This is a genomic window from Serratia sp. CY37869 (genome assembly GCF_052168895.1).
GTDB classification, from domain to species: Bacteria; Pseudomonadota; Gammaproteobacteria; order Enterobacterales; family Enterobacteriaceae; genus Serratia; species Serratia ureilytica.
Genome location: NZ_JBJNLU010000001.1, coordinates 630595 through 652257 on the forward strand (window position 1 = coordinate 630595; position 21663 = coordinate 652257).

Sequence of the window (21663 nt, forward strand, 5' to 3'; positions counted from 1 at the left end):
ATGTCAGTCTTTCTTGGCATAGACGTCGGCGGCACGGTGATCAAGGCCGGGCTCTACCGGGCAAGCGGTGAAGAGCTGGCGATCGCCGAGCGCGACGGCGCGGCGATTGCCGCCCAGCCGGGCTTCAGCGAGCGCAATATGGACGCGCTGTGGGATGACGTTTGCACGGCGATCCGCCAAACGCTGCACGCGGCGGGGCTGGCGGCCGGGCAGGTGCGCGGCGTCAGCTTTTCGGCGCACGGCAAAGGGCTGTACGCCATCGACCGCCACGGTAAACCGGTCGGCAACGGCATCCTCTCTTCGGACAACCGCGCGGCGGCCACGGCGGCTGAGCTGCGCCGCGCCGGCGTAGACGCGCAGACTTACCCGCGCAGCCTGCAGCCGCTGTGGCCCAGCCACCCGGCGCTGCTGCTGCGCTGGCTGAAGCAGCGGCAACCGGCGCAGTACGCCGCCGTCGATCGCATCCTGATGGCGCACGACTACCTGCGCTTTCGCCTCACCGGCGAGGCGGCGGCCGAGGTGACCAACATCTCCGGCAGCAACCTGTTTAACCAGCGCAGCGGCGCTTACGATCCGGCGCTGATGGCGGCCTTCGGCATCGAAGAGGCGCAGGAGAAGACCGCGCCAACGATCGGCTCGGCGCAGCTGGCCGGGCGGGTGACGGCCGTGGCGGCGGCGCAATGCGGCCTGCGAACGGGTACCGCGGTGTACGGCGGCCTGTTCGACGTGGTGGGCGCGGCGCTCAGCTCCGGCGTGGCCGACGATCGCACGCTCAGCGCGGTGGCGGGCACCTGGTCGATCGCCACCTGCGTGACCGAGCGCATCATTCCCGCCGACCATCCCTACGCCTGGGGGCGCTACTGCATCGACGGCCGCTATTTCGTGCACGAAGGCAGCCCGACCTCGGCCGGCAACCTGGCCTGGTTCCTGCGCCAGTTCTGCGCCGACGACCGACAGCGCTACGCCCAGTTCAACGCCTGGGTGGCCGAGCGCCGCGAGCAGCCGAGCGGGCTGCTGTTCCTGCCTTATCTGTATGGCTCCAACCTTGGCGGCAACACGCCGGGCGGGCTGATCGGCCTGAGCGCCCACCACGAGATGGCGGACGTGGTGCAGGCGATCTACCAAGGCATCGTGTTCTCGCACCTGATCCATCAGGAGCGCATGGTGCAGCTGAACCCGCGTATCGAACGGGTGCGCATGACCGGCGGGCCGACGCAGTCCGAGGTGTGGATGCAGATGTACGCCGACGCCGGCAACCTGCCGCTCGAGGTGGTGGAAACGCGCCAGAGCGGCTGCCGCGCCGCCGCCCTGTGCGCCGCAGTCGGCGCCGGGGAGTACGCCGGGTTCGCCGAAGCGATCGCCGCCGCGCCGCCCAAATTGCGCTGTTATTATCCCGCGACCGCCGCCCATCGGCGCCTGCGCGCCCAGCAGGCGCGCTATCTGGCGGTCGCTCAGGCTTTGAGTGAGGTGACTGATGCAAACGACTAACGCCGCCTGTCTGGGGCTGTATGAAAAGGCGCTGCCCGCCGATCTGAGCTGGCCGCAGCGGCTGGCCACCGCCGCCGAGCTGGGCTTTGAGTTCGTGGAGATGTCTATAGACGAGCAGCCGGCGCGCCAGCAGCGGCTGGACTGGGATCGCCGCCAGCGGCTGGCGTTTATCCAGGCGCGGCTCGACAGCGGGGTGACGGTGCCGAGCCTGTGCCTGTCGGCGCATCGGCGCGATCCGTTCGGCAGCCATGACGCCGCCACCCGCGAGCGGGCGCGGGTGCTGATGAGTAAGGCGCTGGAACTGGCGACGGATCTTGGCATCCGCAACATCCAGCTGGCGGGCTACGACGTCTATTACGAACCCGCCGTTCGCCACAGCCGCGAGCGCTTTATCGAGGGCATGCAGTGGGCGGCGGCGCAGGCCGCCAGGGCGCAGGTGATGCTGTCGGTGGAGGTGATGGACACGCCGTTCATCAACAGCATCAGCAAATGGCGCGACATCGCCCGCCACGTCAACAGCCCGTGGTTCACGGTGTATCCCGATCTCGGCAACCTTAGCGCCTGGGGCAACGACGTCGCCGCCGAGCTGGCGCTGGGCATCGGCAGCATCACCGCCGTGCACCTCAAAGACACCGTCGCTGTGGGGCCGGGCAGCGCCGGGCAGTTCCGCGACGTGCCGTTCGGCGAAGGCTGCGTGGACTTCGCCCACGCCTTTTCCGTGCTCAACGCGCTCGGCTATCGCGGCCCCTACCTGCTGGAGATGTGGGCGCGCGAAGACGGGCGGGACAAGCAACGCATCGCCCAGGCCAAGGCCTGGATCGAACAACAGATGAATGAGGGAGGCATCGCATGCTGAACGAACTCAAACGGCAGGTGCTGGCCGCCAACCTCAGCCTGCCGGCCTACGGGCTGGTGACCTTTACCTGGGGCAACGTCTCGGCGATCGACCGCCAGAGCGGGCTGGTGGTGATCAAACCTTCGGGCATCGCCTACGAGGCGATGACTCTGGCGGATCTGGTGGTGGTGGATCTGGAGGGCAAGGTGCGCGAAGGGCACCGCAAGCCCTCATCCGACACCGCCACCCACCTGGCGCTGTACCGCGCCTTCGCCGATATCGGCGGCGTGGTGCACACCCACAGCCGCAACGCCACCATCTGGGCGCAGGCCGGACAGCCGATCCCGGCGCTGGGCACCACCCACGCCGACTACTTTTACGGCGACATTCCCTGCACCCGGCCGATGAGCGAGGCGGAGATCGCTGGCGATTACGAGGGGGAAACCGGCAAGGTGATTATCGAGACCTTCAATCAGGCGGGGCGCGATCCGCAGCAGGTGCCGGGAGTGCTGGTCTATTCCCACGGCCCGTTCGCCTGGGGCAAGGACGCGGCGGATGCGGTGCACAACGCGGTGGTGCTGGAAGAGGTGGCGATCATGGCGATGGCGACGCGCCAGCTGGCGCCGGCCATCGCCCCGATGCAGCCGGAGCTGCTGGACAAACATTTCCTGCGCAAGCACGGCAAACACGCCTACTACGGGCAATAGCGCCCGTCAGCGATTCAACAGCGAGCCGGTGAAGAACTCTCTGCGCACCGGCAACTCGCCGCGCGGGCTGTTAATGGCGCTGAACAGCAGCTCCGCGGCGATCTCCCCCAGTTTCTGCGTATCGTGATACACCCCCGGAATGTGCAGGCCGTAAGCGCCGGCGCGCGGCGGCTCGTCTATCGAGAAGAACTTCACCTGCTGATAAAGCCCCATCTCGTGGCAAATGGCGATGGCGCCCAGCGTGATGATGCCGTTCAGGCCGATGATGTAATCCGGGCGGTTCTCCGGCTGCGCCAGATAGGCGCGCACTTCGCTCTCTTGCGAGGTGAAATCGTAGTCGCCGTTGATGATATGAATCTCACGCCCGCTGCCCTGCAGCGCCGCGACGATGCCGGCGGTGCGCGTTAGCGTAATTTCCGAATCCGCCGGGCCGCCGATAATCAGCAGCTTCTGCTCCGGCTGCTCCGCCAGATAACGCCCGGCCAGCACGCCGATTTCGCGGTTATCGAGGAACACGCCGCTCAGCTGCTGATCGTAAAGATCGCGGTCGATCAGGATCAGCGGCACGCCGTACACCTCGGCCAGCTCGAGATAGGCGGGGCGGTAGCGCTTGTCGTCGCGCACCGCCGACAGCAAGATGCCGCGCGCCTTGTAGCCGAACAGCGCCTGAATGGCGCGCATTTCCGCCTCTTCGCTGCCGTCGGTGTCGAACAGCATGATCTGATAGCCCTGCTGACGCGCAATGCGCGACACGGTCTTGATCAGGCCGGAATAGAACGGGTTGTACATGCTGCTGGTGACGATGCCGATAATCTGGCTGCTGCTGCTTTTCAGCCCCTGCGCGAACGCGTTGGGCACATAGTTCAGCTCTTTGGCGATGGCGTGAATGCGCTCGCGGGTTTCCGGCTTGACCAGCTCGGGCTTATTGAAGGCGCGGGAAACGGTGATATTGGTCACCCTGGCGCGGCGGGCGATATCCACGATAGTGGCATTGGGATTGGCTTTCGACACCGTCTTTCCTTGCGTTATGCCTCAACAGATCCCTTATTGTAGGGAAAGGGCGGGGGCGGTGCTAGGGGGGAGTTGGGGGATGGGCTGGAGTGGGGGAGGAAAATAATAGAATGAAAGCAAGAATAATAATGTATCTGGCTTATTAATTGTGGGTTTAATCATTTTATGTGGTTGTATTTTGTTGGCGGAGAGTTTGGTAAGGTGTATCGCATGGTCGAGGTTAGGTGTTAATGGCTGCTTTGTGCCAGGAGCGGACGTTTCTATAAGTCAACATTCCGGCACTTTAGGTTGAAGTTTAGGGAGTTTTAGAGTTGAGAAGATAACTTTTGAACAATTGAACCTGCAGTGTTAATAGAATGGTACGAACTTTTTTAATCAACTTCTCATATTAACGCTTAAAATTCACCCAGCTTAAGTTGTTGTGTCTTTTATATAATCCTGTTACCTTATCCGTAGGGCAGTGGTGTAAAGGTGCACGCTCTAGCAATAGAGAGGTCCAGGTTCGAATCCTGGATGCCAAAAAACTCAAGCGAGTTTTTTGGCATCAGGATTCTCGTTAGAGTATATGAGATGGCTCAGAATGATACTTCATTAATAGTTCCCCCCCCTTCGTCTCCTCGTAGAGAGGATGAGTTGTATCTTTCTGATCCTGACGCTTACATTTTTAAAGTTAAGACATGGCACCAAAGCAATTTTGACTCTGTCGCAAAAGCACTTGATGAAGCTAGAAAGCAATTAAGCAACGTTATTGCTAAAACAGAAGATACAACTCTAGAGTTAACATTTACTCGGCTTTATTCGATGCTAATGGGCATATGGATTGAATCAAGAATTCATGTTTTGCTATATGAAAACGGAGCATTTACTGAACCAGAAAGAGCGATTGTTTACAACAATAATAGTTTGGAAAATAAATGGAAAGCTGCTTTGACTATTGCTGTAAAGAAAAGTGTTCAGTTACCATTACATATGGACTTGACCGAAGATAATTGCGATTTTAGTATTTATAATATTTATATTAAGATATCTGATTGGATCAGTGAATATTTCTCAAAAACCATTACTTATCGAAACAAAATTGCACATGGCCAATGGATCCATCCATTTACTTCCACACACGATGATTGGCAAAGTTCAACTTATTTTAAAATTAGTCCTGATATAACGGAGGGTTTTTTAATTCGTTACGAAAATTTACTCTCTATAAATGAAAGGAAAAAATTGCTTAGTGCTATATGTACTGCAATTAATAACCTTGCAGTACAGCGTCGTCGTGACTATAAAGCTCAGGAGTTTAATGAGCACTATAGAATCATTTCTAGTCACATTCGAAATCTTCGTGATTTAGACTATAGGAATTATAAAAACAATGCTCGCGCGAGTTTCCTTGCCCAGCAAAATAGAAATTAACAAATTCGATAGCTTTCTATTTGCATTAACTTTTCACTTTCAATAATTTATTTTTATCGCGTTTAATTAAAATTAAAATAACTTTTTTAACTAATTTATCTTCAATATTGAAAATCTTTCAGCCTCATTGTGACGCCAATATCTGCTTCTCGCTCATAAGGGACAGCCATACTCAAATCTCTCTCATTGCAGGAGATTTGAGTATGAACACGTCACCGTGGAACAAAGACCGTATCATCGGTCAAAAAAGACCACTCCAGATATCTCATATCTGGGGGATCCGAGTCCGACTTGAACTGGAAGGTAAAACGCGTGATTTAGCTCTGTTCAATATGGCCCTGGACAGTAAGCTACGAGGCTGCGATCTGGTCAAACTCAAAGTATCTGATATTGCATATGGTAACTCTGTTTCAAGCAGAGCAACGGTGTTGCAACAGAAAACTGGTAGTCCCGTGCAATTTGAGATAACCAAAGGGACAAGAGAAGCTGTTGCTGCACTGATAAAGCTTAGCAATTTGCATAGTAAAGACTCCTTGTTTCGGTCTCGGGTCGGAACTAACCAGCACATATCAACCCGGCAGTACAACCGAATTTTTCATGGGTGGGTAGAAAAGCTTGGTCTCGAAGATTCGCTTTACAGCACACACTCCTTGAGAAGAACGAAACCTTACCTAATCTACAAGAAAACCAAGAATCTCCGGGTGATCCAACTTCTGTTGGGCCATAAGAAACTGGAAAGCACAGTCCGTTATCTGGGCATTGAAGTGGATGATGCGTTAGAGATCTCTGAATCGATTGAAGTCTAAGGTTGTCAGGGCTGCAACAGCAGCCCTGTGCCAGAAGTGGACGTTAGCTCTAACTTGTGTTGCATATAATACGTAAAAGAGTTAACAGTGAGCGTTGAATTTTCAACCGTATGCTTGTCATTTCCAACGCTAATAGTTTATGTCTTTATTTCCGACCTTAAGATAGATTAGCATCAAACACTGGTTAAAAAACACTAAAGGATTTCGAGTAATAACCGATACTTGTTATAATACTTCAGACAATTAACTGTGGGGTGAAAGGAATGGATTACGATGAGTTGTATGGAAAATATACTGAAAAGGCTAGTCAGAATCCACATTACGCTCATTATCCTACGATACCGAATGCATGGATTTACATCGCTATTGATATTCGTGACATGAATATGTGTAAAATTGGGCTTACCACTAAAGAAGATCCATTAAAAAGAATAAACGAAGGTAAAACTTATAACCCATTTCTTGAATTATTTGCAACGTATCAACTCTCAGCCTGTACTTGGGGATGTTCGCAGCAAGAACTGAATGATATCGAAAACTATTTTCATCACAGAGCCACTTTTGGAGGGGCGATAAAACATGTAAGAACTCAGCGGGATTCAGAGTGGTTTTTTAACGATCCTGAGGAGGCAGAACACCAAATTGACTGGATGTTGGCTAAGAGGGGCTTTTCAGTAAGAGGGTGGAGTCTTTACGAAATCTATATACGGGAAGACCGGGATCAAGAAAAATTGAATTATGTCAATGTTGATGCCTTGAAAGAAATAAAAACCATATTTAGGCCTGAACCGTACGAATATAAAAGTAGAGCTTTGGCTGCGGGCCTTAGAGACTATCAGTTTGCAGATTATTTCAATTTTCTGTTTGATTTTCATCGAGGAGATGAAATTAGAAAAATATATTTAAAATAGAACCACTATTATAATTTAAAAACTATCCATATGGCATTTAATGGTTTTTTAGTATAGGTTATAACGAAATAATGCTTAAATTTTTAGTCCATACGGCTACTCATGACCTGATTATCTAGAATACAATATTAGCGCTCACGAGGAATCGCAACGTCCGCTGTTCGCTCATAAGGGACAACCATACTCAAATCTCCCACATTGCAGGAGATTTGAGTATGAACACGTCACCGTGGAATAAAGACCGTATCATAGGCCAAAAAAGACCACTTCAGATATCTCATATCTGGGGGATCCGAATCCGACTTGAACTGGAAGGTAAAACGCGTGATTTAGCTCTGTTCAATATGGCCTTAGACAGTAAGCTACGAGGCTGTGATCTGGTGAACCTCAAAGTATCTGATGTTGCATATGGTAGCTCGGTTTCAAGCAGAGCAACGGTGCTGCAACAGAAAACCGGTAGCCCTGTGCAATTTGAGATAACCAAAGGGACAAGAGAAGCTGTTGCTGCATTGATAAAGCTTGGCAATTTGCACAGTAAAGACTTCTTGTTTCGGTCTCGGATCGGAACTAACCGGCACATATCAACCCGCCAATACAGCCGAATTTTTCATAGGTGGGTAGAAAAGCTTGGTCTCGAAGCTTCGCTTTACAGCACACATTCCATGAGAAGAACAAAACCTTACCTGATATACAAGAAAACCAAGAATCTCCGGGTGATCCAACTTCTGTTGGGCCATAAGAAACTGGAAAGCACAGTCCGTTATCTGGGCATCGAAGTCGATGATGCGTTAGAGATCTCTGAATCGATTGAAGTCTAAGGTTGTCAGGGCTGCAACAGCAGCCCTGTGCCAGAAGCGGACATCTAGAAAGTTACGATACGTCAGGTAATATGTTCAAAGGTGCCTAGTCCGTTAGGTAGTATGCATACACTAGTACTAAGTTCCAGAGATCTCGGCTTCACGGCAAAGGTCCCTTACGGCACGCCCGGTCTCAACGGACTTCAGTACGGCAATGATCTTATGTTCGGTGAATCGGACTTTACGCATGGAGATCTCCTTACAGGGAAAATACAGAGATATCACTGAAAAAAATTCAATAAAAACAATTAATCTAATAGCTCTTTGTAAACCCTCTTTAGTTTCTTATCTGTTAGGCTTGCAACATAATCCTTGGCCAAAATTAACTGATATACATCTATATATTTAGTATTTCCAGGGTGGAAACCTATCATCATATCCAAAGGCAAGAATTTTAAAAGTTCATAAGGTATTTCAATTGTTTTATGTTGGTCTCTATAATACTTCAAGTATTCAGTTGAATTTAATCTCTCATGCTCCATTCTGAATTGTGTATTTATATGCTCAGGGAATAACGTAAAAAGTAACAATAACTCGCTTACCATTTTTGAAGCCTTCATATTAGCAGATAAAACTCTCGGATCTAGGTGAAGTTTGTTGACTTGAATTTTACCCCAAATTTCTCCCATGTCATTATCAATCTGTTCACTATGAAATACACAGTAATGGCCCGCATTAAAAACATCGGCTCTGGATTTTAATTTACTGATCCTTTTTGTTGACTCCAGAATGATATCTTCCATCAGGAGTTTTATTATAGCCCCCCTTTGCTCTATAAACTTACCATATAGATTTTCGCCGCTTCTCATTCTAAAGTCTATTGGAGCTCGATGAAACAGTCTAGAACCTAAGAGGTCATGAAGTTGTATAGCTCCTAACTTTATTCCATCCTCTATATCTGATAGTAAATAAGATATTTTATCAGCAGCTCTAACTGCCTGACCTTCAAGGTGACTGTATCCTCCACATTTCAGGTATTTTTGATGTTTTGTATGTTTCCATATATTTTCTTGACTAGGTCCATCCCCATTGTGGCAATACGTATGTTTTAAAATGCAATCACATACCTCTGGTGTTAAATTTAGCCCATTATGCAATTCAATAACGCTGTATTGATATGAACCTTCCAAAAATCGAACAACATCCACACCGTGCTCATAATGGTTAAAGCCACCTTTAAAACCTAATTTTCGAAACATTTGATCTATTGCGTGTTCGCCAGCATGCCCAAATGGAGTATGCCCTATGTCATGAGCTAATGAGCCAGCTTCTATTAAGTTCTTATCTAAACCGAAAGCAGCACCAATAGTCGATGCTAGCTGCATTACCTCTATGCTATGTGCCAGTCGTTGTCTTAAATGTTCATCTTCTTCAAGAGGGAATAATTGAGTTTTATCAGCGAGTTTTCTAAACCCATTCGACCAGATAATTCTATCTCGATCCCTTTGAAATTCTATGCGAAAGCCATCACTTCTGCTTCCATGTTCTCTTTCAGAGGCTTTGGCGGCCCACTCACTAGACAAAGCATCATTTTTCTTTTTTATTTCTTCAGATGTGCGACGCACTGGAGATTCTGGGGTCATCGCCCAAAAACCAGTATATTCTTCTAGCTGTTCAATTATCTGTTTAATTGAGTTTACATTAGCTTTGTCGTTATTTCTCTCACCAATAATCTTTATTGTCTCTTCTATATTATTACCATCACTCCATAATTGGATTACTTCGTTAAAAAAGACTATATCGTTAACTTGAAATCCTTGTTTTTCCGAAGTCCATAAGTTTACTTTTTCAACATTGTCTCTATTGCTAATAGATTTGGAAAAGTCATCAACTCTTCTAATTGGAAAACTAGATTCTACATTGTTTTCTTCTATGAACACCCGAAAAACATGATTATTCCCAACCCTAGAGAAAGACCTGACCTTGTTAATCACTTCGGACTCAAAGCTTAGTGTTTTAGTCCCATTGACTTTTATTACTAATAAATCAGAAGATCTCCATGGTTGATTCTTTGTCTCAATACCACTATTTTTTAATGCTTCTTCTTCAAAATATGGAACTATGTATTTCATCACACTAGGCTCAATGTATAATATATCATGACCACATTTTTGCAAAGATGAAATTAGTTCCGCTCTCTCCTCTCTAATCCCTGGTCGTGTAAGATTTTGTGGGATAGAGCAATAGATTGTTGCTCCATCTTTTGATAACTGTATTGCTCTAGAAATAAACTTTTTAAATTCAGAAGGGTACCAAGGAGGGTCTATTGTTATGCAGTCATATTTTTTTCCATGTAAGCCAATATTGCCGACATTTACATCATGCACCTCGGCATTTGATATACCTGTAAATACTTTATTAAATAAAGATACAACATCTTCATCAATATCAAGCAATGTTACTTCTTTGTTGTATGAAGAAATTGTTGCGGCTAAAGTAGGAGTGCCTATGCAGGCAATGTCATGATCATTATGAATATCCAGAATCCTAGTAGTCATTAACTCCTGTGATTCAAGAGTATACCACCATTGGAAAAATTTAGGGTTGGCCGCAGGGAGTTTGAAGAAAAATTTAGATTTATAGTCAAGTGAATTAGTAGATGTTCCAAAGTTGGTTTCTTTCAATTCGTTAAATATGCGAAATGCATCTTTAGGTTGGGCGCCATCACACAGTGGTAATATCTCATCAAATTTTTTATATCCTCGCTTAAACAGATTTTTAATTTTTATTCTCAAGTTGGTCTCCCAAACTTGTTCTTGATGTGTGCGTGTAGTCATATGCTTTCCAGTGTTAGACTAGTTAAATTAAAACTATTGTTTAGAAATGCTGAGTATTGCATAAAAAAAATTGTGGTCAACTTGACCTGCGGCCAGTTCACTAACATACCACTATGCTTGTAAAACCTTAAGCAGCAGTGGAAATGATCGTGAACTTCCGCTTCTCGCTCAAAGCTGCCCCTTAATGCCACCGTTCAAAGCAATAAACCAGTACCAGTAGCTGTGGAACGGAAGCGTTGTGGGGCTCATTGAGGAAAACAGAAATCCCCGCTCAAGAATGATCGTATAAACAACGCAGATGATGAACCCTACGCTCGACTACCGATAACAACACCGCTAATCTAGCCGCGACTTTTCACCCCCCAACCCCCCGCCACAACTCCGGCAACAGCCCCAACGTCTCATCAATCAGCGTTCGTCGGTCATTGCCCGGCTTCCAGATGGTCACCATGGTTTGGCTGATCCCCTGGCTGCCGACTTCGGTGCGCAGCGTGTTGACGTTTTTCCACTGTTCGGCATGCATATGCGTCGGCAAGAATCCCCAGCCGCAGCCCTGTTCGAGCAGGGCGCGCAGCATTTCCAGCTCATTGGTAAATATGGTATGCCCGGAAATTTGCAGGCGGCGCGCCACTGGTTCGTCAGAATCCGGGTGCATGATCACCTGCGGCGTGAGCGAGAGCTCCAGCAGCGAAAGCGGGTGTTCCGCGCCGGGGAAAAGCGCTTTAGACGCGTAAAAATCCATCTCTATCGCCCCTAAGGCGCGCCACTCCATGGCGTCGCCCACGCTGCGGTGGCGCGCCTGGCAGATGCCCAGATCGGCCTGGCCGCTTGCCAGCAGGCTTTCAGCCTCGTCGCGCGAGGCGTTAATCAGGCTCAGGCGCGTGTTGCGCTGGGCCATAGCGGCAATCAGCGCCTGCAGCAGCGTGCGGGGGGTAAAGGGATCGTAGACCAGCGAGATTTCCTGCGCTGCGCTCTTCGGCACGTCTTTGGCAAATGCCTCAAACGCTTTCACCTGGCGCATAAGCAGGTGCGCCTGGCGCTGCAGCTGTTCGCCTTCCGGCGTCAGGTGCAGGCTGCGCCCCTCGCGCAGGAACAGCGCATAGCCCAGCCCATCCTCGAGAAAATCAATCAAATCGCGCAGCGTCGTGCGGTCTTTGCCCAGCTTGAGCGCGGCTTTCGCCAGGCTGCCGTGCTCGGCCACGGCGGTGAAGGCTTCCAGTTGGGCAAAGGAATAAATCAGGCTCGGCACGCGGTTCTCCCGTCGATTTTGCGGGGGATTTTCCCCCATCAGGCGTTTTTTATTATAGGCCGCGTTTTTTTAAGCTGAACGCCTTCCTGAGCTAAGCGAGAAAAAATATGAAAAGCAAAGTGTTTAACCGCAGCCTGCTGGCGGGCGTTGTCATCAGTCTCTGCAGCGGCCTGTTGGCGCCCGCCGCGCTGGCCGCCTGTGCGGGCACTGAACTCAGCGCCTGTCCCGCACCTTTCGATGCCCAATTGCCGGACACGCACAAGATGCTCACCTGGAGCCAGAGCGATCGGGTGATCGGTTTTCGTAACGACTACCGCAACTATGCGGGGGATGTGTTTCACCATGGTAACGCCACGCCGCTGCTTACTGCCGCTAAACAGCTAACCGACGCCAGCTATCGGGTGAATGGCAAAACCTACCACCTGCAGGATTACCTGCAGCGCCAGAACGTCAGCGGCATGCTGGTGCTGAAAGACGGCAAAATTGCCTGGAAATATCTGGGGCAGGGCAATACCGACGCCACGCTGTGGACGTCGCGCTCGGTGGGCAAATCCGTGGTCGCCACGCTGGTGGGCGTGGCGATTAAACAGGGCAAAATCCGCTCGCTCGACGATCTCATCACGCAATACGAACCCGATCTGAAAGGCACCGCGTGGGACGGCGTGACCCTCAGGCAGCTGATCACCCACACCTCCGGCGTGGCGTGGAATGAGGATTACACCAACCCGAAATCGGACTTCGCGCAGCTGACCGAGTGTGAAGCCAGGCCCGGCACCTACGCCTGCGTGCGCAAGCTGGTAGCCGGTTTGCAGCGTGCGCATCCGGCTGGGCAGAACTGGTCTTACTCCTCCGGCGGCGCGTGGCTGCTGGGCGACGTGCTGGAGCGCGCTACCGGCATGCCGCTGGCGGCTTATCTGGAACAAAGCATCTGGCAGCCGTACGGCATGGCGAACGACGGCGTGTGGCATGCCTACGCCAAAGGCCAACACGACGTGGGCGCGCACGGCTTCAACGCCACGCTGGAAGACTGGGGGCGCTTCGGCGAATTCATTCTGCATAACGGGAAGCTGCCGAACGGCAAACAGATCTTGCCGGAAGATTGGGTAGCCCAGTCGTCCAACTGGACGCGGGCGGCAGGCTCGGTGTCGGCGGCGCATCCCAACGGCATCTACGGCTACCAATGGTGGAACAACGATGTGCCGGCGAATGCGGCCAACGTAGAACCCGCTCCGCAGGCATCCCTGAAACATTCCCTGTGGGCGCTGGGGATCTTCGGCCAGATGATTATGGTCAATCGGGCGGAGAATCTGGTGATCGTCCAGTGGTCTACCTGGCCGCAGGCGGAACCTTCTTTCAGAGCCCAACCGCTGGAGGCGTCGCTGATGTTTAGCGCGATAGCGAAGGAACTGCGTTAATCCCACGGAGCGAGCAGGGGCGGTTGCCATTCCGCCCATGCATATAACAGCGCGGAAACGGCGATCTGGGCTATGCTTTTCACCACATCCACTTTGCGCCGCAACAAGCGTGACAAAAGTGCGGCATGTCAGTCTAGGTTGGGGAGTGGCTAAATTGAAAATCGATTGGCATAGCGCATTGCTAACACGCGCCACGATCGTGGATAAAAGCTACAAAAATACGCAAAACGTTCGTCGTTTCATGGTTGAGGCGTGCGGAGAGGATTTTCGCTTCGATCGTGAATTTATGGCATGGATACGCAATGACATGCCAAAGACGTTAGGTGATGTCGTCGATGAATGGCAGCGTAGGCACTCCCTCAACCTTAGCGGATAGGGTGCAACCTGCGGACGAGTCAATCACCTGCAACCCTTCCCATTATTCCACTGTTCTCACTCTTAACCCCGCCGATCAAACCGATAAACCAGCGCCAACGCCAGCGCCAAAATCAGCAGCGGCGGGGCGAGGGCGGTGAAGGGCGCGTTGAGGGCGAACAGCAACCCCAGGTTGAGGACGATCTGGTAAGCGATGTAGGTCAGCAGCCCGACGATCACGCCGAGCGCTAACCGGCTGCCCATGCCGGGCGCACGCGGGGCGGTGAAGGTAAACGGGATGGCCAGCAAAATCATCGCCAGCACCAGCAGGGGCTGGCCGAGTTTTTTCCACAGCGCCAGGCGGTATTCGGTGCTGGGCTGCCCCGAGCCCTGCAGGTAATCGATATAGCGATCCAGCTGTTGGAGCGAGAAGCTGCCGGCCGGCAGGGTCAGATCTTTCAGGCTCGGCACGGCGAACAGCGAGCGCCACGGCAGGCTGCTTTGCCGCTCAATCGTCTCCTTTCTGCCTTGCCAGCGTTTCTGCATCACGTTGTGCAGCAGCCAGCTGCCGTCGGCGGCGGTGCTGGCGCTGTCGGCGTAAAGGTAAGATTCCAGCGCGCGGTTGGCCTGATAACGGAAGATCTCAATGCCGTGGGGCTGGTCGTTCTCATCGACGGTTTTTACCGTCACAAACTCGTTGCCGCGCCGCGCCCACAGCGGGTTCACGGTGACGTCGTTAGCGTTCGACTGCGCCAGCGCGTTGTTCTTCATCTGCAGCGCGCGTTGCTGCAGCGGCGAGGCTGCCCACTCATCGAGGGCGCCGAGCGACAGGTTCATCAGCAGCCCGGCGGCGAGCATCACCAGCGCAATGCGGAATATCGACATCCCGGCGGAGCGGATCGCGGTCAGTTCCAGGGTTTTCGACAGCTGCCCCAGCCCGACGATGCCGCCGAGCAGCGCGATAAACGGCCCCAGATCGACCAGGCTGCGCGGCAGGGTCAGCACGGTCACCAGCAGCGCCTGCTGCCAGCGGTAGCCGCCCGGGGTCACGTCCTCCAGCTCGTTGATCAGCGTAAAGGTGGTGAACAGCGGGATGAGCAGCCCGGCCGCGGCGGCGAAGCCGATGAACACGTTGCGCATTAGGTAGCGGCTAAAAATAGTCATCGGGAGGGTTTCCGCAGCAGGGATAAGTCGCGCGCCAGCAGCAGGGCGATGCCGACAGCCATCGCCAGCGGCACCAGCCAAACGCCGGGGATCGTCGGCAGAGAACCGTTGGCCACCAGCGTGCGGCAAATGTTGCCGCCATAGAAAATTACGGTAAACAGCACCGTCAGGGGCAGCAGCGCGGCGTAGCGCCCCTGCCGCGGCTTGATGCGGCTAAAGGGGATCGCCAGCAGCACCATCAGCACGGTGGTCAGCCCGCGGCTCTCGCGCCATTGCAGTTCGGCGGCATCGCCCGGATCGGCGGAGCGCGCCAGCTCCGCCGGCGAGGCCGACTTGTGCCGGCTCTCGGCGCTGGGCACGAACGGTTTGAGCGCGATATCAAAGTTGTCGTAATTCTGCCCGTTGTCGTCAGCGCCCTCACGATCCAGCACATAGGCGGTGCCGGTTTTCAGCCGCACGGCGGGGCTGGCAGGGGAGGCGTCGAGCACCTCCACCGACTGCGCGCGGTACAGGTTGGTGTGATGGCCGCCGCGCACATAAATCAGGGCATCGGTCAAATGATTGGCCGTTTTGTCGACGTGATTGGCGAGGATCATGCGGCCGTTGCCGCTGACGTTGAATTTGTCGGCCTGCAGGTGGCTCACGTCCAGCACCGACTGCGACTGTTGTTGCAGCTGATAAATATTGGCGTACGCCCAGGGCCTGCCATACAGCGACAGCAGCGTGACCGCTATCGCCAGCGGCACCGCGAGCAGCAGCACCGCCTTGTACAGCCGCAACGGGCTGGCGCCGGCGGCCAGCATGGCGGTGATCTCCGCATCGCTGTACATCTGGCTCAGCGCCACCGCCACCGAGACATACAGCGCGACGGGCAATATCATCTCCAGCGCAATCAGCGACTTATAGAAAACCACGTCGGCCACCACCCGCAGCGCCAGCGTGCCGTTGGCGGCGTCGGTCAGGTAGCGCTGGGCGGAGTAGCTGGCGAACATGAAGATCAGAAACCCGGCGATCATCATCACCAGGCGGCGGATCTCAACCGTGATATAGCGTTCAATCAAAGGCATGCGTTATCGGCTCCCGGCGGCGTGCGCGTGCGCTTCATGGCGTCTCCTGCGCGATCAGCGCGCGCAGCAGGGCGATCACCTGGTCAACTTCCTGCGGGGTGAGTGCGCCGTCCTTCGCCCACTGCACGCGCCCGGCCTTGTCCAGCACCACGATGGTGGAGCTCTCCTCCGGCAGCCGCCAGGCCATGCGCCCCAGCCCGTCGCTGTCGACGATAAATTGCGCCCAGGGGTAATGCCGCTTGTTTTTCTCGATCTTGCCGCGCACGAAGAAGCCGGAGCCCGGTATCGCATCGTCGGTGTTGACGATGGTGGTGGGCTGGAAGCGGTCGCCTGGCAGGTTCGCGTCCTTGACGGCGTTGATCAGCAGCGAGTTCTTCTTTTTGGCGGAGGTGCGCCCGGCGATGTACTGGATCACCCGCACCTTGCCCGCCAGTTTTGCGCTGTTCCATGGCCGGTAGCTGAAATCGCCGTTGCGCAGCAGCAGCTCGCCGCGATCGGCGATGGCGATCGGCGCCACCGGCCGGCCATGCACGAAGTTATGCGCCGGCGCCGCCAGCGGCGACAGCAGCAGGGCGAGGGCCAGCAAGCGAGGTAACGTCATCATGGCTACGGGCAACGCGCTTATCTGCCGGCCGCGACGGCCGACGGGGAAAACGACAGCGGAAAACGCGCCAGCAGCAGCTCCAGGCGCTGGCGGATGTCGATGTCCAGCGTCGCCGGCCGGTCATAGATATCGCCGCCGGCCAGCTTGTCCGCCACCATCACGTCGTGCCGGTCGCCCATCAGGCCGTTAATCGCCGCCAGGAAGCGCGAAATCTGCCGGGCCTCGCGGTTGTCCGGATCGATCGATCTCAGCGTGTCGTAAAACGACACCTGGCGACTGACGATTTTGCGCACGTCGTGGAATTGATGCCCGGTCAGCGCCGGGCCGGCGATCAGCGTCTGCAGCTGGCGCATCTGCTCCTGGCGGTAGGCGATAAAGCCCTGTGCGCTTTCCAGGCGGGTGTGGCGCAGCGCATAGCGCACGTAAGACCATACCGGCTTGCTGAGCAGCAGCCGCAGCAGGTTGCCGTACAGCGTCAGGTTCTTCTGGTTGCCGTTGCGAAACGCGTCCTGAAAATGGCCGAGCACCACGGTGGTGGTGTGGAACAGGCGGTTGGCGCGGTGGGGCGCGCCGTACAGCTGCTGGGCGAAGCGCAGGTGCTTATAGCGGGCGCGGATATATTTGTAGCGCATGCGGGTAGCCGCCGCCAACTGCGGGTCTTGCAGGAAACCGTTCACCAGTTGCAGCAGCTCGCGGCGGGAAAAGCCGTCTTCCCAAAACTGCAGGCACAGCGCGTAGTTGTCCCGAATGCTCTCGGGGGAGCATTCCAGATCGATCTGCTGCGGCAGGCTGATATTCGCCTCGACCAGGTCATCCTCTTCCACGGCGACAAACAGCGCCTGGGTGGTTTCGGCGGAGAACTTCTTCCAATTCGTGTTAGCGGTCATTGATTACTCTCTTTGGGCACATTCAGCCCCAACATAAAGCGATTGCGGTAGGCGCCGATCGTCGGTATCAGGGATAACAGCACGTCTAAACATTGCCCCAGTAAATAAGCGAAGGCGGCGCCCTGCACGCCGAAGGCATACGCCATCGACACCAGCAGCGCAATGTAGGCCGCCGAGGCCGTCGCCTGCGCGATCAGGAAGGCGCGCTGCTTGCCCGCCATAAACAGCAAGGATTCCTGCGGGAAGCCCATCATCGAGACGATGATCGCGCCCAGCATGATTTGAATCAGGTCATAGGCTTCCAGGTATTGCTGCCCGAAGACCGCGGAAATAAGCGGCTTGCCCACCAGCAACATCAACACCGCGACGGCCAGACCGATGCCGCCGGCCAGCAACGAAGAGCGCAGGCCCAGCAGCCACGGGGTCTTGGTGCGCGGATCCAAACGCATGATCTCGGGATAGAAGCTTTTCTCCAGCAGCTTGGCCGGGGTGCCCGTCGCATCGAAGAAGGTCATGGCGATCTTGAACAGCCCGGCGGCGGCCGGCCCGAGCACCACGCCCACCAGCACGGTGGTGCAGGAGTTGCGCGCGGCCCAGATGGTGTGGGCGATGTTGGTGGTCCAGACGAAGTTCCAGGCGCCCTCGATGCGGCGCGCGACGTTGAACAGGCGCGGCCTCAGCGCGCCGTGGATATCGCGGCGGCGCAGCTCGCGCGCGGTGAACCACCAAAACAGCGTGCCGCCGATCAGGTTAGAGGCGTACCAGGTGACGATGAAACCGGGGAACCCCAGATCGAAATAATAGGAGATGACGCTGCCCACCGCCTGCAGAAACGGCTTGATCGCCTGCTGAATGGCGATGAGATCGAAGCGGTTGAAGGCGCGCAGCACGCCGGTCGGCGTGGACGAGGTCATCGACGGGATCAGGGTGCAGTACAGCATGGCGAGCCAGAAGCTTTCGCTGTCCAGCCCCAGGGCGTGTGACAAGAACGGCAGCATGATCATGCCGCCCAGCACGGCGATGACGCCGCTGGCGATATCCAGGCCGAAGGAGAACGCGACGACGTCGCGGAAGCGCCCGGTATTTTGATGCTCCAGCGCCGGGGTGCCGAATTGCACCACAAACTGCCAGGTTTGGAATTTGATGAAATCGCTGACCGCTTTGGTATAGGCCTGGATCACCACCAGCACGCCGAACATTTCAGGCGACATGCCTTTACCGGCGCAGGAGAGCGCCAGCAGGCCAAGCAGTGCGCTGGCGACGCTGCCGGAGCCTAAATAGGCGGCATTACGTAAAATGGAACGAAACGCGCCATCGGAAAACCATCGTTTCATAACTTAAACCAGCCATCATCGTTATTTTTGTGCATCTTGTGTTCCGCACTCATGCGCTTGCCCTGTCTCTTTTTAATAAACCTGAGTTTCTTTACCGGCGTTTTCGCCGGGTTGCCCGATGTCGCTCTGCGGGCGCTTCGCGGGGTTCACCACGGCGGAAATGGCGTTGAGCGCGTTGCTCAGCACCTCGTCGTAAGGGGCTCTGGCGTCCAGCTCGATGATGCGCGCGCCGTTGTACTGCAGGCGCACCATGGCGGAAATCTTGTCTTTCAGCTCTTCATAGCTGTGATCGGGCTTGCGGGAAAACGCCGTATCGACGTCGATATCCAGGCGAATGATCAGCTCCGGCCGATAGACGGCCATGAGTTGATATAAACGGCGTTCGCGCGCCGCCAGGCGGCGCAATAGCCGGCCTTTTGCGCGTTCCACGCCGATGCCGGGCCCATCGTAGTAAAAACCGGAAATTTCCGCCTGCGGGTAGCGATCGCTGATCACCAGCACGCCGCTCTGCGCCAGCCGCCGCACCTTGCGCAGGTTGGCGGCGCGCCACAGCGAAAAGCCGTACATGATCAGCGCCGCCCACAGTGCCGGCGGCCTGTTGCTCATGCGCTGGGTTTTATCGGATTTGGCCGCAAGGCGCCGCTCCAGCCACACGCCGATGAACGGCAATTTCTTGATTTTGTCGCCGTCTTCGCCGGAGATCAGCCCTAAATAGCGGCGCTGCGTGGGGCGATGCTGCTGCAGGTTTTTCACCAGATCGGCGGTCAGCGTGGACTTGCCCGTGCCGTCGCTGCCCACCACGGCAATCAGCCCGGTGATGCAGCCGTGAGAGATATCCTGCTCGGCAGTGAGTTTATTTTTTTTCATCTGTTTCAGTACGAAAAGGTTATTTGGCGGCTAGGCATTGGCGGCCCTCAGCGATATTTTAACGGCGCGCAGCGAAGCATCGAAAATATGCTTGGCCGGCTCGCGGCCGTCCAAATCCAATATGTTAGCGCCGTTAAACGTCAGGTGCGGGATGACGGCGATCTTTTCACGCAACGCCGCCAACGAGTGATCGGGTTTGCGTGAATAGGCCGTTTGCTCGTCAATATCCAACCGAATTAATAATAAGGGCTGATAAGACGCCATCCAGTGGTACAGACGTTGTTCGCGTTTTCTCAGCCAGCGTATCCAGCGATTGCCGCCGGCGGTTTTTGCCAGCTGCGGGCCATCGAAACGAAATCCCGCCACTTCGGCCTGCGGATAACGATCGGTGATCAGCAATGCGCCGCGGCGACTTTTCTTCAGCATGCGGCGGAATTTAAAAACGCGCCAATAGGAAAGTAAAAAGATCACCAGCGCCGTGGCATTATCCGGCGGCGTAGCAGGGCGATCGTGCACGCGCTGCGATTTCTTCAGCAAATAACGCCCGAAGGGCGCGCCAATAATCGGCAGCGAACTGATCCATTCGCCGATACGCCCGGAAGACTGGCCGAGATAAAGCAGTTCGGCAGGTTCTTGCGCCGATAAGGCCTCGACCAGACTGGCGGCCAGGGTGGATTTTCCCGAGCCGTCACAGCCGGTTATCGCTATTACGCGCACGGGCGAGCGATCAGATGAAGGTCTTATCTGCTGACTCACAATAATTAATCCAATGCGAAAAAAACTATTGTATTCCAATACGCCTTGGGTTCAAGATATTTATTGTGCTTTGCCGCGATAAAATAATGGGTTCAGTATTCCTGTTGGTTATTTGAATTGATATTTATGGCGTTCGTTCTTGTTATTTTGTGCTAATTGGCCGGGCGTGAGCCGGTTTCGCTTTTTATGTTAACTTTCGGCCTGGCTGACGGCGAAAAAAGAGCAGAGGTTTTCCATTTTCGCTTAATCTTTTGTGCGGTTTGGCGCGGCGTCATGGCAATTATCTTCGCGCTGCCGTCGCGGCCGTGAGCGATATTTCGTTTCAAATAGGGCATGCCGTTTCTGGTGTATTGAAAGAGAGTCTGATTATGAATGCAAAATTTCCGCCGCTGATTGCGGTTATCGGCAGCGACGGATCGGGTAAGTCCACCGTTTGTGAACATCTGATCGAATATGTGAAACATTATGGCCCGGCGGTGCAGGTGCATCTGGGCAAACAGGCGGGCAACGTCGGGCGCGCGGCGGCGAAACTGCCGCTGCTTGGGCGCTCGGTGGGCAAGGCTATCGAAAGCAATACCAAAAAAGTCAAAACGAAGAAATCCCGCATCGGCCTGTTGCCGTCGGCGGTGATCATCGCCTTCGTGGGGCGGCGGCTGCTGCGGTTTCGCCGCATGCTGGCGTTTCGGCGGCAGGGGTTCATCGTGCTGACCGACCGTTTTCCGCAGGCGCAAATCCCCGGCGCTTATGATGGCACGGTATTTCCCGTCGATGTTGAAGGCAGCCGTTTCGTCCGTTGGCTGGCGGCGCGGGAGCGGGCGGCGTTTCAGTGGATGGCGAAGCAAAAACCGGATCTGGTGCTCAAGCTGAATGTCAGTCTGGACGTGGCCTGCGCCCGTAAACCCGATCACCGCAAAGCGGCGCTGGAGAAGAAGATCGCCGTCACGCCGTTATTGACCTTCGAAGGCGCCGACATCGTGGATCTCGATGCCGATCGGCCGATCGAGGAGGTGCTTTCGGCGGCGGAAAAAGCCATCGCGGAATTTATGGTGGTGCAGGGGTATCGCTATTCGGCTGATGGGGCATCACCGGCTGCGCGCTGAGGCGCAGCAATTCGGCAGGGCGGCGATGGCGTTTTCGCCGCCGCCGCGGCCGAGAGGGAAAGCT

General features: G+C 54.5%; 20 protein-coding genes and 1 pseudogene. 10 read left to right on the top strand and 11 right to left on the bottom strand.

The window, feature by feature from the left end; translation table 11 throughout:
- The 3 genes from ACJ8J1_RS03115 to araD are packed head-to-tail and all read left to right on the top strand — an operon-like array spanning position 1 to position 3030.
- Complete coding sequence (locus ACJ8J1_RS03115) at positions 1-1488, top strand: FGGY-family carbohydrate kinase (RefSeq protein WP_033643776.1); 1488 nt, start codon at positions 1-3, stop codon at positions 1486-1488.
- Positions 1475-2344 (top strand): L-ribulose-5-phosphate 3-epimerase, encoded by an 870-nt coding sequence (locus ACJ8J1_RS03120; protein ID WP_033643775.1) that lies wholly within the window; start codon positions 1475-1477, stop codon positions 2342-2344. The genes ACJ8J1_RS03115 and ACJ8J1_RS03120 overlap by 14 nt, the downstream gene beginning before the upstream one ends.
- Entirely contained in the window at positions 2338-3030 is a 693-nt protein-coding gene (araD, locus tag ACJ8J1_RS03125; protein ID WP_021505898.1) for an L-ribulose-5-phosphate 4-epimerase, read from the top strand. Before ACJ8J1_RS03120 ends, araD begins: the two co-directional genes overlap by 7 nt.
- A 6-nt stretch (positions 3031-3036) precedes the next feature.
- On the opposite strand, the gene ACJ8J1_RS03130 is transcribed toward araD, so the two are convergent.
- A complete protein-coding gene (locus ACJ8J1_RS03130; protein WP_004935582.1) occupies positions 3037-4041 on the bottom strand; it encodes a LacI family DNA-binding transcriptional regulator in 1005 nt (334 codons plus the stop codon).
- Between the two features lie 570 nt (positions 4042-4611).
- Here ACJ8J1_RS03130 and ACJ8J1_RS03135 point away from each other — a divergent pair.
- The 4 genes from ACJ8J1_RS03135 (at position 4612) to ACJ8J1_RS03150 (ending at position 7986) form a co-directional block, all read left to right on the top strand.
- On the top strand, positions 4612-5451 hold the full coding sequence (locus tag ACJ8J1_RS03135) for a hypothetical protein (RefSeq protein ID WP_142075755.1): 840 nt from the start codon (positions 4612-4614) through the stop codon (positions 5449-5451).
- Between the two features lie 203 nt (positions 5452-5654).
- Positions 5655-6257: a site-specific integrase gene (locus tag ACJ8J1_RS03140; RefSeq protein WP_033643774.1), complete on the top strand. Its 603-nt coding sequence runs from the start codon at positions 5655-5657 to the stop codon at positions 6255-6257.
- 263 nt (positions 6258-6520) lie between these two features.
- Positions 6521-7168, top strand: coding sequence for a GIY-YIG nuclease family protein (locus ACJ8J1_RS03145; protein WP_071991657.1), 648 nt, complete (start codon positions 6521-6523; stop codon positions 7166-7168).
- Positions 7169-7383: 215 nt separating this feature from the next.
- A complete protein-coding gene (locus ACJ8J1_RS03150; protein WP_033643773.1) occupies positions 7384-7986 on the top strand; it encodes a site-specific integrase in 603 nt (200 codons plus the stop codon).
- Positions 7987-8112: 126 nt separating this feature from the next.
- Here the strand turns inward: ACJ8J1_RS03150 and ACJ8J1_RS03155 are convergent.
- The 3 genes and pseudogenes from ACJ8J1_RS03155 to ACJ8J1_RS03165 all read right to left on the bottom strand — a co-directional run.
- Positions 8113-8214, bottom strand: a pseudogene (locus tag ACJ8J1_RS03155) (transposase); the annotation flags it as partial.
- 59 nt (positions 8215-8273) lie between these two features.
- The gene (gene dgt / locus ACJ8J1_RS03160; RefSeq protein WP_071991655.1) at positions 8274-10802 is read right to left on the bottom strand and encodes a dGTP triphosphohydrolase; all 2529 of its coding nucleotides are present in this window, start codon (positions 10800-10802) and stop codon (positions 8274-8276) included.
- A gap of 355 nt (positions 10803-11157) precedes the next feature.
- Positions 11158-12051: a LysR family transcriptional regulator gene (locus tag ACJ8J1_RS03165; RefSeq protein ID WP_033643771.1), complete on the bottom strand. Its 894-nt coding sequence runs from the start codon at positions 12049-12051 to the stop codon at positions 11158-11160.
- 107 nt (positions 12052-12158) lie between these two features.
- Here ACJ8J1_RS03165 and ACJ8J1_RS03170 point away from each other — a divergent pair, with 107 nt between their 5' ends.
- Positions 12159-13466, top strand: coding sequence for a serine hydrolase domain-containing protein (locus ACJ8J1_RS03170; protein WP_442520319.1), 1308 nt, complete (start codon positions 12159-12161; stop codon positions 13464-13466).
- Between the two features lie 154 nt (positions 13467-13620).
- Positions 13621-13842 carry a DUF6434 domain-containing protein gene (locus tag ACJ8J1_RS03175; RefSeq protein ID WP_071991654.1) on the top strand — a complete coding sequence of 74 codons (222 nt, stop codon included), beginning with the start codon at positions 13621-13623 and terminating at the stop codon, positions 13840-13842.
- A 62-nt stretch (positions 13843-13904) separates the two neighbouring features.
- On the opposite strand, the gene lptG is transcribed toward ACJ8J1_RS03175, so the two are convergent.
- The 7 genes from lptG to ACJ8J1_RS03210 all read right to left on the bottom strand — a co-directional run bounded on the left by lptG (position 13905) and on the right by ACJ8J1_RS03210 (position 20499).
- Positions 13905-14984 carry an LPS export ABC transporter permease LptG gene (gene lptG, locus ACJ8J1_RS03180; protein WP_241439415.1) on the bottom strand — a complete coding sequence of 360 codons (1080 nt, stop codon included), beginning with the start codon at positions 14982-14984 and terminating at the stop codon, positions 13905-13907.
- Positions 14981-16051 (bottom strand): LPS export ABC transporter permease LptF, encoded by a 1071-nt coding sequence (lptF, locus tag ACJ8J1_RS03185; protein WP_033643768.1) that lies wholly within the window; start codon positions 16049-16051, stop codon positions 14981-14983. Before lptF ends, lptG begins: the two co-directional genes overlap by 4 nt.
- A gap of 34 nt (positions 16052-16085) precedes the next feature.
- Positions 16086-16652 carry a YtfJ family protein gene (locus tag ACJ8J1_RS03190; protein ID WP_116286365.1) on the bottom strand — a complete coding sequence of 189 codons (567 nt, stop codon included), beginning with the start codon at positions 16650-16652 and terminating at the stop codon, positions 16086-16088.
- A gap of 20 nt (positions 16653-16672) precedes the next feature.
- Positions 16673-17542: a hypothetical protein gene (locus ACJ8J1_RS03195; protein WP_033643767.1), complete on the bottom strand. Its 870-nt coding sequence runs from the start codon at positions 17540-17542 to the stop codon at positions 16673-16675.
- Positions 17539-18876 (bottom strand): lipopolysaccharide biosynthesis protein, encoded by a 1338-nt coding sequence (locus ACJ8J1_RS03200; protein WP_004935553.1) that lies wholly within the window; start codon positions 18874-18876, stop codon positions 17539-17541. Before ACJ8J1_RS03200 ends, ACJ8J1_RS03195 begins: the two co-directional genes overlap by 4 nt.
- Before the next feature lie 72 nt (positions 18877-18948).
- Positions 18949-19743 carry a hypothetical protein gene (locus ACJ8J1_RS03205; RefSeq protein ID WP_442520320.1) on the bottom strand — a complete coding sequence of 265 codons (795 nt, stop codon included), beginning with the start codon at positions 19741-19743 and terminating at the stop codon, positions 18949-18951.
- Between the two features lie 30 nt (positions 19744-19773).
- Entirely contained in the window at positions 19774-20499 is a 726-nt protein-coding gene (locus ACJ8J1_RS03210) for a lipoprotein (protein WP_033643765.1), read from the bottom strand.
- 368 nt (positions 20500-20867) lie between these two features.
- Between ACJ8J1_RS03210 and ACJ8J1_RS03215 the strand changes: the two genes are divergently transcribed.
- Positions 20868-21599: an ATP-binding protein gene (locus ACJ8J1_RS03215; RefSeq protein ID WP_033651882.1), complete on the top strand. Its 732-nt coding sequence runs from the start codon at positions 20868-20870 to the stop codon at positions 21597-21599.
- Positions 21600-21663: the final 64 nt, after the last annotated feature.

Coding starts and splice junctions, on each gene's coding strand:
- ACJ8J1_RS03215 (WP_033651882.1), top strand. CDS start 20,868: ATGAATGCAAAATTTCCGCCGCTGATTGCGGTTATCGGCAGCGACGGA.
- ACJ8J1_RS03135 (WP_142075755.1), top strand. CDS start 4,612: ATGGCTCAGAATGATACTTCATTAATAGTTCCCCCCCCTTCGTCTCCT.
- ACJ8J1_RS03200 (WP_004935553.1), bottom strand. CDS start 18,876: ATGAAACGATGGTTTTCCGATGGCGCGTTTCGTTCCATTTTACGTAAT.
- lptG (WP_241439415.1), bottom strand. CDS start 14,984: ATGACTATTTTTAGCCGCTACCTAATGCGCAACGTGTTCATCGGCTTC.
- ACJ8J1_RS03115 (WP_033643776.1), top strand. CDS start 1: ATGTCAGTCTTTCTTGGCATAGACGTCGGCGGCACGGTGATCAAGGCC.
- ACJ8J1_RS03120 (WP_033643775.1), top strand. CDS start 1,475: ATGCAAACGACTAACGCCGCCTGTCTGGGGCTGTATGAAAAGGCGCTG.
- ACJ8J1_RS03140 (WP_033643774.1), top strand. CDS start 5,655: ATGAACACGTCACCGTGGAACAAAGACCGTATCATCGGTCAAAAAAGA.
- ACJ8J1_RS03195 (WP_033643767.1), bottom strand. CDS start 17,542: ATGACCGCTAACACGAATTGGAAGAAGTTCTCCGCCGAAACCACCCAG.
- ACJ8J1_RS03150 (WP_033643773.1), top strand. CDS start 7,384: ATGAACACGTCACCGTGGAATAAAGACCGTATCATAGGCCAAAAAAGA.
- lptF (WP_033643768.1), bottom strand. CDS start 16,051: ATGCCTTTGATTGAACGCTATATCACGGTTGAGATCCGCCGCCTGGTG.
- dgt (WP_071991655.1), bottom strand. CDS start 10,802: ATGACTACACGCACACATCAAGAACAAGTTTGGGAGACCAACTTGAGA.
- ACJ8J1_RS03170 (WP_442520319.1), top strand. CDS start 12,159: ATGAAAAGCAAAGTGTTTAACCGCAGCCTGCTGGCGGGCGTTGTCATC.
- ACJ8J1_RS03205 (WP_442520320.1), bottom strand. CDS start 19,743: ATGAAAAAAAATAAACTCACTGCCGAGCAGGATATCTCTCACGGCTGC.
- ACJ8J1_RS03145 (WP_071991657.1), top strand. CDS start 6,521: ATGGATTACGATGAGTTGTATGGAAAATATACTGAAAAGGCTAGTCAG.
- araD (WP_021505898.1), top strand. CDS start 2,338: ATGCTGAACGAACTCAAACGGCAGGTGCTGGCCGCCAACCTCAGCCTG.
- ACJ8J1_RS03190 (WP_116286365.1), bottom strand. CDS start 16,652: ATGACGTTACCTCGCTTGCTGGCCCTCGCCCTGCTGCTGTCGCCGCTG.